This is a genomic window from Streptococcus sp. 263_SSPC (assembly GCF_001071995.1).
Classification (GTDB): Bacteria; Bacillota; Bacilli; order Lactobacillales; family Aerococcaceae; genus Granulicatella.
Genome location: NZ_JVNU01000035.1, coordinates 20,904 through 35,080 on the forward strand (window position 1 = coordinate 20,904; position 14,177 = coordinate 35,080).

At 38.7% G+C, this 14,177-nt stretch carries 20 protein-coding genes and 6 tRNA genes; 1 reads left to right on the forward strand and 25 read right to left on the reverse strand.

Features of this window, described 5'->3' with window-relative positions; genetic code table 11:
* Positions 1 to 7: 7 nt before the first annotated feature.
* From mraZ to ADH02_RS05710, 18 genes are all read right to left on the reverse strand, one after another.
* On the reverse strand, positions 8 to 439 hold the full coding sequence (mraZ, locus tag ADH02_RS05630; protein WP_048783305.1) for a division/cell wall cluster transcriptional repressor MraZ: 432 nt from the start codon (positions 437 to 439) through the stop codon (positions 8 to 10).
* Complete coding sequence (locus ADH02_RS09715; protein ID WP_275043195.1) at positions 433 to 564, reverse strand: hypothetical protein; 132 nt, start codon at positions 562 to 564, stop codon at positions 433 to 435. Before ADH02_RS09715 ends, mraZ begins: the two co-directional genes overlap by 7 nt.
* Positions 565 to 620: 56 nt before the next feature.
* On the reverse strand, positions 621 to 974 hold the full coding sequence (locus tag ADH02_RS05635; protein WP_048783307.1) for a hypothetical protein: 354 nt from the start codon (positions 972 to 974) through the stop codon (positions 621 to 623).
* Between the two features lie 163 nt (positions 975 to 1,137).
* Positions 1,138 to 1,317, reverse strand: coding sequence for a 50S ribosomal protein L32 (rpmF, locus tag ADH02_RS05640; protein ID WP_005605990.1), 180 nt, complete (start codon positions 1,315 to 1,317; stop codon positions 1,138 to 1,140).
* A 41-nt stretch (positions 1,318 to 1,358) separates the two neighbouring features.
* Positions 1,359 to 1,913 carry a YceD family protein gene (locus tag ADH02_RS05645; RefSeq protein WP_065422348.1) on the reverse strand — a complete coding sequence of 185 codons (555 nt, stop codon included), beginning with the start codon at positions 1,911 to 1,913 and terminating at the stop codon, positions 1,359 to 1,361.
* Between the two features lie 91 nt (positions 1,914 to 2,004).
* Positions 2,005 to 3,189 carry a nucleotidyltransferase gene (locus tag ADH02_RS05650; RefSeq protein WP_048783311.1) on the reverse strand — a complete coding sequence of 395 codons (1,185 nt, stop codon included), beginning with the start codon at positions 3,187 to 3,189 and terminating at the stop codon, positions 2,005 to 2,007.
* A gap of 9 nt (positions 3,190 to 3,198) precedes the next feature.
* Complete coding sequence (locus tag ADH02_RS05655) at positions 3,199 to 3,939, reverse strand: class I SAM-dependent DNA methyltransferase (protein WP_048783313.1); 741 nt, start codon at positions 3,937 to 3,939, stop codon at positions 3,199 to 3,201.
* The gene (gene rsfS / locus ADH02_RS05660; RefSeq protein WP_048783316.1) at positions 3,939 to 4,295 is read right to left on the reverse strand and encodes a ribosome silencing factor; all 357 of its coding nucleotides are present in this window, start codon (positions 4,293 to 4,295) and stop codon (positions 3,939 to 3,941) included. The genes ADH02_RS05655 and rsfS overlap by 1 nt, the downstream gene beginning before the upstream one ends.
* Position 4,296: 1 nt before the next feature.
* Positions 4,297 to 4,902, reverse strand: a complete 606-nt coding sequence (gene yqeK / locus ADH02_RS05665; RefSeq protein ID WP_048783318.1) for a bis(5'-nucleosyl)-tetraphosphatase (symmetrical) YqeK — start codon at positions 4,900 to 4,902, stop codon at positions 4,297 to 4,299.
* Positions 4,899 to 5,537 carry a nicotinate-nucleotide adenylyltransferase gene (locus ADH02_RS05670; RefSeq protein WP_005605997.1) on the reverse strand — a complete coding sequence of 213 codons (639 nt, stop codon included), beginning with the start codon at positions 5,535 to 5,537 and terminating at the stop codon, positions 4,899 to 4,901. Before ADH02_RS05670 ends, yqeK begins: the two co-directional genes overlap by 4 nt.
* Positions 5,538 to 5,540: 3 nt before the next feature.
* The gene (yhbY, locus tag ADH02_RS05675) at positions 5,541 to 5,867 is read right to left on the reverse strand and encodes a ribosome assembly RNA-binding protein YhbY (protein WP_005605998.1); all 327 of its coding nucleotides are present in this window, start codon (positions 5,865 to 5,867) and stop codon (positions 5,541 to 5,543) included.
* 15 nt (positions 5,868 to 5,882) lie between these two features.
* Positions 5,883 to 6,992: a ribosome biogenesis GTPase YqeH gene (yqeH, locus tag ADH02_RS05680; RefSeq protein ID WP_414717661.1), complete on the reverse strand. Its 1,110-nt coding sequence runs from the start codon at positions 6,990 to 6,992 to the stop codon at positions 5,883 to 5,885.
* Between the two features lie 2 nt (positions 6,993 to 6,994).
* On the reverse strand, positions 6,995 to 7,513 hold the full coding sequence (locus ADH02_RS05685; protein ID WP_048783319.1) for a YqeG family HAD IIIA-type phosphatase: 519 nt from the start codon (positions 7,511 to 7,513) through the stop codon (positions 6,995 to 6,997).
* 10 nt (positions 7,514 to 7,523) lie between these two features.
* Positions 7,524 to 8,420, reverse strand: a complete 897-nt coding sequence (thrB, locus tag ADH02_RS05690) for a homoserine kinase (protein ID WP_053091404.1) — start codon at positions 8,418 to 8,420, stop codon at positions 7,524 to 7,526.
* Positions 8,420 to 9,628 (reverse strand): homoserine dehydrogenase, encoded by a 1,209-nt coding sequence (locus ADH02_RS05695; RefSeq protein ID WP_053091405.1) that lies wholly within the window; start codon positions 9,626 to 9,628, stop codon positions 8,420 to 8,422. Before ADH02_RS05695 ends, thrB begins: the two co-directional genes overlap by 1 nt.
* Before the next feature lie 79 nt (positions 9,629 to 9,707).
* A complete protein-coding gene (locus ADH02_RS05700) occupies positions 9,708 to 9,938 on the reverse strand; it encodes a YkuJ family protein (protein WP_048783323.1) in 231 nt (76 codons plus the stop codon).
* Between the two features lie 90 nt (positions 9,939 to 10,028).
* Positions 10,029 to 10,916 carry an NAD(P)-dependent oxidoreductase gene (locus ADH02_RS05705; protein ID WP_152903900.1) on the reverse strand — a complete coding sequence of 296 codons (888 nt, stop codon included), beginning with the start codon at positions 10,914 to 10,916 and terminating at the stop codon, positions 10,029 to 10,031.
* Entirely contained in the window at positions 10,897 to 12,132 is a 1,236-nt protein-coding gene (locus ADH02_RS05710) for a glycosyltransferase family 4 protein (RefSeq protein ID WP_048783327.1), read from the reverse strand. The genes ADH02_RS05705 and ADH02_RS05710 overlap by 20 nt, the downstream gene beginning before the upstream one ends.
* A 207-nt stretch (positions 12,133 to 12,339) precedes the next feature.
* Between ADH02_RS05710 and ADH02_RS05715 the strand changes: the two genes are divergently transcribed.
* Positions 12,340 to 12,804, forward strand: coding sequence for an HXXEE domain-containing protein (locus tag ADH02_RS05715; RefSeq protein ID WP_275043196.1), 465 nt, complete (start codon positions 12,340 to 12,342; stop codon positions 12,802 to 12,804).
* 73 nt (positions 12,805 to 12,877) lie between these two features.
* On the opposite strand, the gene ADH02_RS09745 is transcribed toward ADH02_RS05715, so the two are convergent.
* The 7 genes from ADH02_RS09745 to ADH02_RS05750 all read right to left on the reverse strand — a co-directional run bounded on the left by ADH02_RS09745 (position 12,878) and on the right by ADH02_RS05750 (position 14,132).
* Complete coding sequence (locus ADH02_RS09745; RefSeq protein ID WP_048783330.1) at positions 12,878 to 13,438, reverse strand: type II CAAX prenyl endopeptidase Rce1 family protein; 561 nt, start codon at positions 13,436 to 13,438, stop codon at positions 12,878 to 12,880.
* 163 nt (positions 13,439 to 13,601) lie between these two features.
* Positions 13,602 to 13,685: transfer RNA gene (locus tag ADH02_RS05725), tRNA-Leu, on the reverse strand.
* Between the two features lie 9 nt (positions 13,686 to 13,694).
* Positions 13,695 to 13,765, reverse strand: a tRNA-Cys gene (locus tag ADH02_RS05730).
* Between the two features lie 17 nt (positions 13,766 to 13,782).
* A tRNA-Gln gene (locus tag ADH02_RS05735) sits at positions 13,783 to 13,854 on the reverse strand.
* 5 nt (positions 13,855 to 13,859) lie between these two features.
* A tRNA-His gene (locus tag ADH02_RS05740) sits at positions 13,860 to 13,932 on the reverse strand.
* Between the two features lie 17 nt (positions 13,933 to 13,949).
* A tRNA-Trp gene (locus ADH02_RS05745) sits at positions 13,950 to 14,020 on the reverse strand.
* 31 nt (positions 14,021 to 14,051) lie between these two features.
* Positions 14,052 to 14,132 (reverse strand) — tRNA-Tyr (locus ADH02_RS05750).
* Positions 14,133 to 14,177 lie beyond the last annotated feature (45 nt).

Genomic DNA, 14,177 nt, shown 5'->3' on the forward strand with positions numbered 1-14,177 from the left:
TCCCTTTCTAAAAGCCAAAATCAATCATATGTTCGGCCAATTCTTCAAAATTCTCTTCAGTTTCAGCAATATATTCTTGCCAACGATCCTCGTTCCAAATCTCAATACGATCATTGTTCCCGATGATACGGCAATTTTTTTCTAATCCCGCATACTCACGTAATGTTTGCGAGATATTCACACGACCTTGTTTGTCGAATTCTACTTCAATCGCAGCAGAGTTCATAAAACGTGTAAAGGCACGTGCGTCTTTTTTCGACTGTGGTAAGTCTCTTAATTTATTTTGAATGAGCTCCCATTGTTCGAGAGGATAACCGTATAAACAGCCATCAAGTCCGCGTGTCACGATAAAGGTGAAACCTAAATCTTCACGAAACTTAGCAGGCACGATCATACGTCCTTTTGCATCAATTGTATGTTGATATTCACCGATTAACATGCAAACTCCTCCATTCCAATAATTTTAGTAACCATAGTGTACCACATCCCACCACTTTTCACCACTTTTTTACCAAAAAAAGTTAAAAAAAGTTTTTTCGCCCCCATTTTTTGTTTTTGAAGCACAAAAAAGCTCTCTACGATTCAATCGTAAAGAGCTTACTATCCTTGATATTATGCGATTATTTAAAGAATCTTCCCACCTGAACAAGAATTACGAGTACACCAAAGTATAAAAACGCAATCGAGAACAATTGGTGGAGGAAAGGTCTAAGGATGAGCTTCCCTGTTTTTAATTTATAAAATAGCAATGCCAATCCAATCAAAGAAAATCCAAGTGTGGCAAAACTAAACCAAGAATACCCAAACACATTCACACTTGTTGTATGCAAGATTAATAATAGCATTGGTGTCATAATTTCACGAATTGTTATGAAGCGAGTCTCATTATAGAAGATTCGATTCCCAAAAACGACCGTGAAGCCGACATAACTTAAAATAAAGACTAACCATAGTACGATTTCAAAAAATAACATTGACTCACCTCCATCACTATTAGTTTACAATAGATTTCTTAAAACTCATAATATTTTTAAATGTATCAAAAATGATACGTATCATTTTTGATACATCTGTACTTTTTAATGTTAAAAAAGAAAAAACCTTAGACAACTGTCTAAGGTTTTGTAACGTTTATGATTATGCTTCTTTAGAAACAACTTCTTTTCCGTCGTATGAACCACACTCAGGACAAACGTGATGGCTCTTTCTTAATGCTCCACATGATGGGCATGCGCTCAAACCTGGAACTTCTAATTTGAAGTGAGTACGACGTTTTGCTTTTCTCGCTTTTGATGTTTTACGTTTTGGTACTGCCATTTTTGTACACCTCCTAATCAATCTTCTTTACATAATGCTTTTTACTTCTCAGTCTCATCCTTTTCGAAGAAAGACTGTAAAGACGCTAGCCTTGGATCAACCGATTGCTCTTTTTGTTGTTTGCGTCGCTCTTCAAGAGCTTCTTGCGTTACAACCTCCCAATCGTTTCCAGAAGGCATTTTATCTTCACTCAATTCCTCTTGCGATAAGACTTGTAAAGGAATTGAAAGTAAAATATGATCTTCCACAGCGGGTTCTAAGTCAACCCAATCACCATCAAGAGGCATCACAATTTCTGTTAGCTCTTTCTCATCAACTGAGTAATGGGATGGGACATATCTTTCCACAATATCAATGTGGAGTGGAACTACCACTGGCTCTAAAGACCTGGATGAAGGAAGTGTGATATCAACATCGCAAGTAAATTGCGCTACAACTGATTCGTTTTGATAAACAAGAAATCCTTTGATGTGTGCTGGCGAAACAGCAAGAATCGAATCATCTCGTCGTTTTAATGCCTCTTCCACATTAATTTCTGTATCAAAGTAATTTGGAATCCCTTGAGAATCCTGAAGTTGTTTAACTGATATTTTCACAATTTTCACCCCTAAAGCAACATACTGAATTATACTAGTTTATTGAAAGTTTGTCAAAGCTTTTTACTTTACAAGCTTGAAAAAACAGAGATTAAAATCCTTCCTCTTTGTTCACTTGAACAGGCTTAAAGACCGTTGCAGAAATTTGCTTGGATGGATTCCAAAAATCATACAATAAATCCCAACTTTCTTGGCGTTCATCTTTATGCGCTGCGTAATTGGTAATTAAATGGAATGACTCTACTTCTCTCATATTCTTCAACCATTCTTGGCCCTTTACTGTAAAACCAAGAACTGTCCCTTGCTCAATTGGACTGCTCCAATAATCTTCCATTTCCTCTTTGGTTACACCAAGTAAAACATAAACGAGAAGTCGTTGCAACCTTGCCCAACTCCAACGTTTGTTTTTGAGATGTTGGAGGCACTCCTCAATCGTTGAAGAAGTTCGAACAGCTCCCTTCAAGCGATTCTCGATACCTTCTTCCATTTGATAAATGGCACATAACTCTTCGTCAGTACTTCTTAAAACGATACTCTTCAAGAGTGGCCAATAAAAGCTCCAATCGTTTTTGTACTCTTCTTCATCGAATTGTACATAGGATAGTTGGTCTCGTAAAACTTTCTCATCGCGATTACCTTTTAGGGCTTTTCGTAAGGCTGTTCCGCTAGCAAAAGCAGTCTCGTCTAACGCATCATCCAAATGCCCACTTCCTACTCGTGTAATTGGAACGATCTGCATTGGATGTTCACCCTTTGCATTTTCAACGGCGTAGGCTAATCCCAATTGTTGATTTGGAGACTGCAAGGCTTGGGCAAGTGCACTTTCTTCTCCAAACTCTTTCACAGCAAGCTGTGTTAATTGGCTCGCAAAAGTTAGTGACCGGTTCTCTTCTACAAAGCGACTAATTTCTTTTTCGATAGTCTCCCGCTGAGATACAGCTTCTTCGAAAAATGTCCCATCGCCACTTTCGCAGCCAAAAGCTAAGGAATCGCACCCCACCTTTTGCAAGATTTCAACTGCACCTTTTGCAAAGCGGTCTGTTGCTTGGCAGCTCACCGCAGTTGGCATCTCGATGACAACATCGGCTCCGTTTTGAAGCGCGACTTTTGCACGGCTCCATTTCTGCTCGATGGCAGGTTCGCCTCGTTGCACCCAGTTGCCGCTCATCACTACAACAAGAACATCAGCCCCCGTTTTTTTGCGTGCTTGTTCTAACAAATAAGCATGACCTTGATGAAATGGATTAAATTCTGCGATTACTCCACATACCTTCATACACAAGCCTCATTTCACCGCTTGGAAAAACCAACGCGGACTCGTTTCTTGTACTTCGCTTTGCCCGAAATCAGCCTTCACTTTGATATTTGTGAATCCGACCATCTCCAGCGCTGCTTCGTACATTTCAATTGGGAAAGTTTGTTCCTCATGTACTTCTTGGAAATGCTCGAACAGATTGCCGTCTTCTTGTTTAATATACATATCAATTACATGTTCTACACTGCCTGGCTCGTCTAATTCATAGCTTTGCCAAAGAAATGCAAAATCGTCTTCCACGAAATGATATTGGTATCCTGGAAAGACTTCTTGCATTTGATAGAGCGAATGAACATCAAAAAGGAAAATTCCACCCTCTTCTAAATGGTCGTACACTGCTTCAAAGACTGAAACAACATCCTCAAAGTCCGTTAAATAACAGAGCGAATCTGAAAAGAGCGTTACAGCGTCTGTTGTTGGTACATCTTCGAGCACTCGCATATCCGCTTGAAGCCATTCGATAGGTCTACCTTGAGCCTTCTTTTCGGCGATTTCTAACATATTTTTGGATAAATCAACACCAATGACTTCGTATCCTTTATCGTCAAGACGCATCGACACCTCACCTGTTCCACATGCAAGTTCCATCACTTTACGAACCGGTCTTTTGGCACTATGCGAAAAAGAACGAACTGCATAGTCCGTCCATTCCTCGTAGAGTTGTTGATCCATCACTTGGTCATATACATGAGCAAATTTTTGATAGTTCATTAGTTTTCACTCACAATATTCACAATTGGTGCATCGCTCCATAATTTTTCTAAATTATAGAATTCGCGATCTGCATAATAGAATACATGGACAATTACATCGTTTAAGTCCATTAAAATCCATTTGCCACCATCTTTACCTTCGATATTTCTTACTTCGAAGCCTTCTTTTTCAACCGCTTCTTCAACTGCATCGACAATTGCTTGAACTTGCTTTTCGTTTTTACCGTGTGTAATCACGAAATATTCAGCAACTGGTGTAAGACTTGCTACGTCTAGCGCTACCACTTCTTGTGCTAACTTGTCTTCACAAGCATCTAAAACAACTTGTAATAATTTTTTACTTGTATGTTCCATTCTATTCTCCTTTTCTTTGTTTCAAATAATGATTATAAACTTCTATTGTTTTTGGAAAAATAGAGACTTCTTTTTCCAATAAAAATTCCAATGTATGCTTCAATAAATAAAAGACCGCATCATCGATATTCTTCGCTGCAATCTCACGAGCAGTATCCACACCTGGATAATCTCTTCCGTCTTCGATTGCATCTGCCACAAAGAGACACTTCGAAAGTAGGCTCATTTGAAGCCCTCCAATCGTATGTTCACGAATGGCATCTAACAACGCTTCGTCTTTTACGCCGCACAGGTTTGAAATCAAGTACGCTCCAATCGGTCCGTGTAGAATTTCAGAGCCTTCATGGTGATACATTTCGGGAAGTCCGATTTCTTTGGCGAGAGCTTGCTGTTTGTCCACTGGGATTTCTTTAGCATAATCATGCGCTAGTCCCACAAACGCAGCTGCTTTTTCATCGACGCCGTAGAGTTTTGCTAATTCTAATATTTTTCGTTCGACACGCAAACAGTGTTGATATCTCTTGTCGCTCATATTTGACTGAACATGAGACAACAACTCTTCTCTTGTCATTGTTGTATAAGGTTCAAAGCTTTGTACTTCGCTCATTCTAAATACAACCCCTTTTCTGCGATATAGGCTTCCACTAATTCTGGTACCAAATATTTAATACTTTGTTGGAATAGAACATTTTTGCGGATTTGTGTCGAACTAATATCCATTTTTGGTGCAGTAATCCATAACACTGGATACGGTGTTTCTTTTTCGTATCCTGGACGTTCAACTCCGACAAATTGCACCTCATGAACTAATTCATCCACACGGTGCCATGTCGGTAAATAATCCACCATGTCTCCACCAATGATAAAGTAATATTCCGTATTCGGATTTTGTCTCTTTAAGAGCTGAATCGTATCATACGTATAACTCTTCTCATTACGCTCGAGTTCAATCGTCTCGATATCAAAATAAATATTATCTTGAATCGCAAGACGTGTCATCTCCACACGAGTACTCGCATCAATGGTCTTTTTCTCATCCACATGTGGCGGAATATGACTCGGTAAAAAGTAAACCTTGTCTAATCCTAATTGCACACGCGCTTGTTCAGCCATAATTAAATGCGCAATATGCGGCGGATTAAAACTACCACCGATAAGCCCCACACGTTCTACCGGCATTTCTTCACCGAATTTTTCAGTTTTGTTTAATGTCTCAGAAAAAATATTGAGTTCAGCAACCATCGTCTATCGACCTCTTTTTTTGAATTCTGCAAATCGTACTGAAAGATCTCTATGTTTTGGATTTCGTGCTTCTTTATATAACACAATCGTATGCCCAATCACTTGAATGATGGTACTTCCAGTCGCCTCTGCAATCGTTTCTGCAGCTTCTTGTGGTTCCTCTAATGTGTTTTGTAATAAAGTCACTTTAATCAATTCGCGTTTCTCAACAGCGTTTTGAATTTGATGAATCATCTCTTCGCTAAGTCCGCCTTTTCCGATTTGGAAGATTGGCTTCAACGAGTGTGCTTCTTTTTTGAAGAACTGTCTTTCTTTCCCTTTTAATTCCATGAAAGCTCTCCTTTCTTAAATAATCGATTGACGTTGAATCACATCAACTTCTTTAGGACTCCATACAGATACCGTACCTGGTTTTTGAATCGTTACCCAGCCAAGACCTGCAATCACTAAGTCCGTTTTTTCTTTAATCGTAAATGTCTTCTTCACTAATTTTGGATACAACTTCATATTATCTCCTGTTGGTGGCGTTAGAAGTGTTCCTGCATGTTTTGCATAAAACTCTGTCGCCTTCTCCAACTTCGTGCGATGCAAGTCGATTGTTTGCGGTGTATAGAAGGTAAATGAATTTCGTTCTCCTTGTTCGTAGTCGACACGAATCAAGCCACCGATAAAAATTGTTTGCTCGCTATTTAATTGGAAAGTCTTTGGTTGTAACTCTTTTTGCGGCAAGACTTTCTTCATTTCTTTTTCCGCTAAGTAGTGCGTAATTTGGTGACGATGAATAATCCCTGGCGTATCCACTAATGAAGAATGTTCATCAAATGGAATATCAATTTGTCCAAGAGTTGTTCCTGGATATTGAGACGTCGTAATCACTTCGCCTGTTTCACCAATACTTTGAATCAACTTATTAATCAGTGTTGATTTTCCTACGTTTGTGACTCCTACAACATACGCATCTTTCCCTTTACGGTACTCGTTAATCTTCTCTAATAACTCGTCAATTTGAATCCGTTTATGGCCACTCACAAGAAGGGTGTCGACCGGTTTAATGCCGTACTCTTTTGCATGACGTTCAATCCACGCTTTCAGACGATTGCGGTTCACCGATTTTGGATATAAGTCCACCTTATTGGCTACAAATAAAATCGGGTTATCGCCCACAAAACGTTTCAATCCGGAAATCATACTTCCATATAAATCAAATAAGTCAACCACAAACACAACTAGCGCATCTTCATCCGCTATACTACTTAACATCTTTAAGAAGTCATCGTTTGTTAGAGATGCTGGTTGTAACTCATTATAATTACGGAGTCTAAAACAACGTTGGCAATAGAGAGGGCCTTCACTTTCCAGCATTTTATTTAATGCACTTTGCGGTGTGTACCCCGTTCCTTTTGGATCTTCCGTTTGGATTGTTGCTCCACATCCAATACATAAATACTGTTCCATGATTAATCCTCCTCCCATTTCTTATGATAAGACACACCTTGTGTCACTACAAAAATTCCTTTTTCAAAGAAACGATTGATTTTTGTTTTCCAAGCATCGCTCTCTTTTCTAGGTTTTACGATAATGGTTCTAACTCCAAATGTATTCGCTCCTAGAATATCTGTCAATAGTTGGTCGCCCACCATTACCGTCTTCGATTTATCAAAATTTAGTAATTGTTGCGCCGCTTTGAACCCCTTGTGCAGTGGCTTCAATCCAGGATACACATATGGGACATCCAACTTTTCAGCAGCATCTTTGATACGATGTGCATTATTATTCGATACAAGAACAATCTTGATGCCTGCTTCTTTTAATGAACGTACCCAGGCAAGTAAGTTTTCATCGATTTCTTTTTCGTCCCAGCCAATTAGCGTATTATCTAAATCGGTTAAGACAACTTCGATTCCATTCTCTTGTAAGAAAGGAACGGTAATCTCTTGAAAGGTCTTTTTAAACCACGTTGGTTTGAATAGTGCCATAGTTCTCCTTCTACTTTACGTAAACGCCTTGCGCATCAATTTCGAGCACACGAATCGTGCAATCTTTCAGCGTTGTTTCTAAATACTTTTCTAATGTTTGTACAAAACGATCTACTTCTTCTTTATGAACAAATGTCATCACCGTTGGGCCTGCCCCACTTAAGTAAGTTCCGCATGTATCAAGGCCTTCATTTTTTGTAATCGTACGAACCTCTTCCATCCAAGGAACAAGCGTCGAACGATATGTTTCATGGAATAAATCTTTCTCAACAATTGAAGAAATGACTTTCCAATCTTCGACCATTAATCCAGCTACCAACACATTACTACGGCTACTTGCTTCCACTGCCTCACCATAAGCTAGCGAACTTGGCAATACGCCACGACTCTTCTTCGTTGATAATTGCACGTTTGGAATCACAGCGACCATTGCAATCGGTGCTTCTACATTCTTGTGAACCGTCAACACTTCTTGAATGTGGTAATCATAAGTAGCGACTACGACGCCTCCTAAGATAGCTGGTGCCACATTGTCAGGGTGTCCCTCGAAAAGAGTTGCCCATTTGACTTTTTCGTCGTTTGTTAACTGTAAGTTGCCTAATACATTGGCTAATTCGATTCCAGCAACAATCGCGCTTGAACTACTTCCAAGACCTCTTGTTAAAGGAATTTCACTTTCGCATACGAGTTTATGCGGTGCTAATGTTGGGCAAACTTTTAAAGCCGTCTCGATAATTAAGTTTTCTTCATTCGTAGGGATTTCTTCTCCAAACGGATGTGCAATCACCCATTCGCTAGAAGATTCTTCTACGTGAAGTGTTAAATATAAATTCACTGCAATCCCAAGCGAATCGAATCCTAGTCCGATATTGGCTGAAGTTGCTGGAACTTTAATTGTTAATGCCATTATGCTTCCTCCAAGATTGGATAAATAGCGACTTCATTTAGATGAGCAAAAGCTTCTTTCACTTTAGCTAACTCACTAGCTGTTAAAGCTGTATAGCGAACTCCGAATTCACCATGGCTGTTTGATACAATTCCTCCATTGAACGGAGCTTCTTCCAAGTTTCCTTTTCCATATACGAAATAAGAACTTGTAGCAGCCTCTGGACTGAATTCCACAAGTGGGCTTTCTACACGGCCAAATGTTTCCACCGCACTACCATTAACTTTGCGGCGAAGTACTTCAACCACGTCTGCTAAGACACTTGTTGCTGTTGGAAGTGAGCCTGCTCCTTTTCCGTAAAATAGAACTTCATCCACTGCATTTCCTGTTACAGAAATCGCGTTGTTTTCATAATGAACTTGCGCTAATAAATGATTTGCTGGTACGAAAGTCGGTGCCACTTCAAGCGAAACTTTTTCGCCATCACTAAGAGCTTTGGCTAGAAGTTTAATCGCATACCCATTCTCAGAAGCCATCTTCATATGAGCTGTTGTAACTCCAGAAATTCCTGTTTTAACAACTTCTTCAAAAGTCACGCTCACACCGTAAGCTAAACGCGTTAAAATCATTAATTTATAAGCTGCATCGTGACCTTCTACGTCGCTTGTAGGATCCGCTTCAGCAAATCCTTTTTCTTGAGCAATCTTTAATGCTGTTTCGTAGCTGAGTCCTTCTTTTTCCATAGAACTTAAAATGAAGTTTGTTGTTCCATTGACAATACCAACAATCGATTCCACTTCATTTGTTTCAAAGTGTTGCACCATCGGACGAAGAACAGGAATTCCACCGCCGACACTTGCTTCATAGTACAAGTACACATCTTCTAATTTGGCTAGTGTTGTTAATTCAACTCCGTGAACGGCAATCAGATTTTTATTAGCTGTAACAACAGATTTTTTTGCGAGTAAACATGCTCTCACATATTCATAAGCCGTTGTAATGCCACCCATCACTTCAACCACTAATTCAATTTCAGGATCGTGAACGATGTCGTTAATATTGTTTGTAAATACAACATCTGTTTGTTCCATCAATTCTGGGTCTCTTACTAACGCTGTCTTAATTTCAATTTCTTCTGGAAGAACGCGTTCTAATTTTGATGCATTTTTCTTTAAAATATTGTATACACCACTACCGACTGTTCCAAATCCTAATAACGCAATTTTCATTTATTTCAATCCTCATCTAATATATTGAAAAGCCACAGCACAGACACTCTGCGCCGTGGCTTTACTCACAGTTATTATTTTAATCTTGTAACATTTCAAAAATTTCAATTGTCACTAAATCAATATCATCAAATTGGAATGTTTGATTTGTTTCTACATCTACTAATTCAAAACTACTTGTTTCTTGATTAAAAGCAACGATAGCTTTTTCAACGCCATCTTTTTCGAATCGACGCACCTCGATATCTGAATCTTGTGCCGCCATTGTTTGTAAACGTTGGACAATTGCCACCAATTGTGAAGGTTTCATATCATTACTACCCCTTTCAAACTTTCTTTCACTATTCTACCATAAAACCCATCTCTGATAGTAAGAATAACCACTCTATTTAAGAGTTTTTTATTCATTTGGTAGGTTCCAATATAATTTGATTAAAGCTTGAGTTCCATCGTCTGCAAAGCCATCATCACAAAGCGTTTCATATAGTTTTTTCGCTTGTATTGTTGCTGGTAAAAATAGACGCATTCTTTCTGCTTCATCCAGCGCAATTCCTAAGTCTTTTAGGAAATGTTTTGCAAAGAAACCTGGTGAATAATCTTCTTTTAAAATACGAGGTCCGTAATTTGAAAGTGACCAGTTAGCAGCACTTCCTGCACCAACAGTTTGTAGCACTTTGTCCAGGTCTAAGCCTGCAGCTTTGGCATAAACGAGCATTTCTGTTAAGCCTGTCATCGTTCCTGCAATCATAATTTGGTTGGCCATTTTTGTATGTTGACCAGCACCAGCAGAGCCTTGAAGTGTAATCGTCTTAGAGAAGCAATCTAGTACAGGATATACTTTTTCTAATGCTTCCTCTGTTCCACCAACCATTGTAGAAAGAGTTCCGTTTTTAGCTCCAAGGTCGCCGCCTGATACAGGAGCATCAAGGGCTTCCCATGAGCGAGCGACTGCTTCTTCTGCGATACGTTTTGCAAGTGTTGGTGTACTTGTTGTAAGATCCACTACCACCAGATATTCCTTCGTAGACTTGAAGATTCCTTGGTCTCCAAAGTAAACTTCTTCCACGTCTTTTGGATAACCAACGATAGTTAATACCACATCCGCAAGATTCGCAACTTCTGTAGGCGTATCGGCCCAAGTCGCTCCCTCTTCTAGAAGGTCTAACGCTCTTTCCTTTGTACGATTGTACACTACTACATTATATTTTTTAAGTAAATGGCGAATCATGGATTTTCCCATCACGCCAGTTCCGATAAATCCAACGGTATTAATTTTCATTTTCTTCATCCCTTAACTCACTTGTTGATAAACGTAAGAATTTCATGAGGTTCATAATGTTATGCGAATGTTCTTGATTCCATTGATACCCGTGAATTGCAGCATCGTAGAAATCCACAATTCTTTCTCCAAATGTTTCAGAAGAAATTTCTGATAACAATTGATCTTGCAGTGCTAATACTTCAGCTTCATTGCCTAATTGGTTTTCAATATACCCTAAGACACAATCCGCAATATCCGCGTCAGTTTCAAATAACATTCCTAAAGCGTCTGCTGTAATCAGGCTGCTTAAGTAATCGTTCTTCTTAGCGATGACCGGTACACGGTTTACCAGCGCTTCTAAATAAGTTAACCCTTGGCTCTCAGATTCAGAAGCATTCACGTAAAGGTCCGCCATTTGATAATACTTATAAACCATTTCATTCTTGATTTCGCCTACAAATTGAACAAAATCGTTCATACCAAGTTCTGCCACTTGCGCTTCGAGCTTCCCTCTTTCAGGTCCGCCACCAGCAATACATAAGCGCACATTTGGCTTACTTGCTACGATAGCTGGTAATGCGGCAATCACTGCAGCAATATTCTTCTCTTGAGATAAACGGCTAAGTGATAATAACACCACTTCATCTTCTGAATAGCCAAGCTCGCTTCTTAAAGCATTGGCTACTTCAGGTTCTTGAGGAGGTACAACAACACCCGTTGGAATCACTCGAATTTCTTGAAGCACTCCATATTCAATCAGCTTATCTTTTGTCATCTGACTTGGAGCAACAACCCCACTTGTTTGATTACAAAATGATTTTGAAAGATACGCTACGTGACTAGGACGTAGCAATTTCCCTTTTGCAATATAGTGTAAATATTTCTCATACATTGTATGGTACGTATGAATCGTTGGAATCTTCAACATCGCAGCAATTAATTTACCAGCCAATCCAAGACTAAACTCTGTCTGCGTATGAATGATATCCAACTCGTTTTCCTTTGCAATTCGGTAAGCTTTCCCTAGCCCTTGAATCGCCACACGACGATCCTTGAAGGCGAAGAACGGAATACTACCTAATCGAATAATATTCTCTTCCGGTTCCGTCACCTTTGGATCTGTTGTCGTAAAGATGATTACCTTATGCCCTTGTCTTTCTAAGTCCTCTTTTAATACACGTATTGAAGTCGCAACTCCACTCACTTGTGGAAAGTACGTATCTGTAAATATACCGATTCGCATACTTACCTCCTTAAGTTTGAAATAAACAAAATTATTTCTATTATCCCTTCCATTATAAACGATACACGCTGTAGTGTCACTAATAGCTGATAAATTACCCGCTTTTGTCATGTTTAAGTGTCAATATTACATAGCAACTTCCATTTCTTGATATAATATTAAGCATAAAGAATACTTTTAATAAAGAAGGTTAACATTATGGATTCAATGTTATTATATTTACTTTTTCCTAGCTTATTTATGATTCACGAATTGGAAGAGATTCTTCTTATGCCCTCATTTATGTCCTCTATGGTTGAACATCCAAAATTTAAAAATTTCAAAGAACTCTATTCCCCTTTTAAGTTTAATCTAATCGTCTTCGAAGAATTTCTAATTCTTTTGGCTTTTCTAGCCTATAGTTTTTATGTGGATGATTTTACAATTTATCAAACAATCATCATCGCATATAACTATCACATTGTAATCCATGTACTCCAAAGTCTTTATCTAAAAAAATATGTACCTGGTCTATTTAGCGGAATTGTAACAGGACTATGTAGTTCAATATGGATTCATCAACTAGTACAAAGCTCTTTATACCTATACTTTTTTTCTATCCTCACACTACTCATTATTCTTCTCAATCTAGCCATCTGTTTTAAATTACTAAATGTCGTTTCAAAAAAATAGTACAATCTAAAAAGCCCAACGATAGATTTTCGTCGGGCTTTCGTATTTCGAAAATAAAAAATTTCTATTAATATTATTTTCTATAGATAATGGTTAGATTCATCAACATATGAAGGAGAATAGAATTTAGAACTGCCCCTGATTTTTCCCTTAAAAGGAAGAGCAAACTCGACACACATAGAAAATAAATGATGCTCTTAAAGTCAAAAGCAAAATGGAAAAAGATAAAGATAATCGTTCCCAGTATATAAGAAATCAAAATATAATCAGAATTATAAGCAATTTCTCTACAAATCAATTCTTCAATAATAGGCGATAGAAGAATCGCTGAAACTTTTGTATGCAAAGGGTAATTACTATTATCCTTATTAGTAAATAAAAGAATAAATAAGATAGTACATGATCCAAAAAAGAAAAGAGATACAAAGTTCACTGATAAAGACAATTCATTCAAAATATGTGTATATATTAGGACCCCTATGAAAATAATCGTTTTAAAAAGATCTCTTATAATCTTTAAAAGTTCTAATGAAGTCTTCTTTCTTTTCAAAATAGAATATAGCACTTGCGAGACAAAAAGGATTATAAAATAAAGAAGTAACGATATAAATGTATAGTATGTTGTTTCGAACATTGAACTGATAAAATACCCTTCTCAAAATTAAAATATCTGATTCAATAGTAAAACAAAGCAGATACTTCATCAACTTATGCCACTATGTAAAATGAAACCAAATAGTTATACTCACCATTATAAACAAAAAAGACAAGGCATTAAAACCTTGTCTTTACGCGTATACCGGCGGCCGGGGTCGAACCGGCACGCCCTCGCGGGCACTGGATTTTGAGTCCAGCGCGTCTGCCAATTCCGCCACGCCGGCATATCAGGAAGGCGGTAACCGGATTTGAACCGGTGATGAAGGTTTTGCAGACCTCTGCCTTACCACTTGGCTATACCGCCACCAAAATATAAAAAAACTGGGGTAGCTGGATTCGAACCAACGAATGACGGAGTCAAAGTCCGTTGCCTTACCGCTTGGCTATACCCCAAGATAGGCGACCGAGGGGAATCGAACCCCCGAATGTCGGTGCCACAAACCGATGCGTTAACCACTTCGCCACGGTCGCCATAATAATATTTAAAACAGGGGTAGCAGGAATCGAACCCACACTAACGGTTTTGGAGACCGCTGTTCTACCTTTAAACTATACCCCTATATAGTTTTTGAAAATTCAATTCCAAATAATGGAGGGGGGCAGATTCGAACTGCCGAACCCGAAGGAGCGGATTTACAGTCCGCCGCGTTTAGCCACTTCGCTACCCCTCCAAATGGCTCGGGACAGAATCGAACTGCCGACACCTTGAGCTTCAA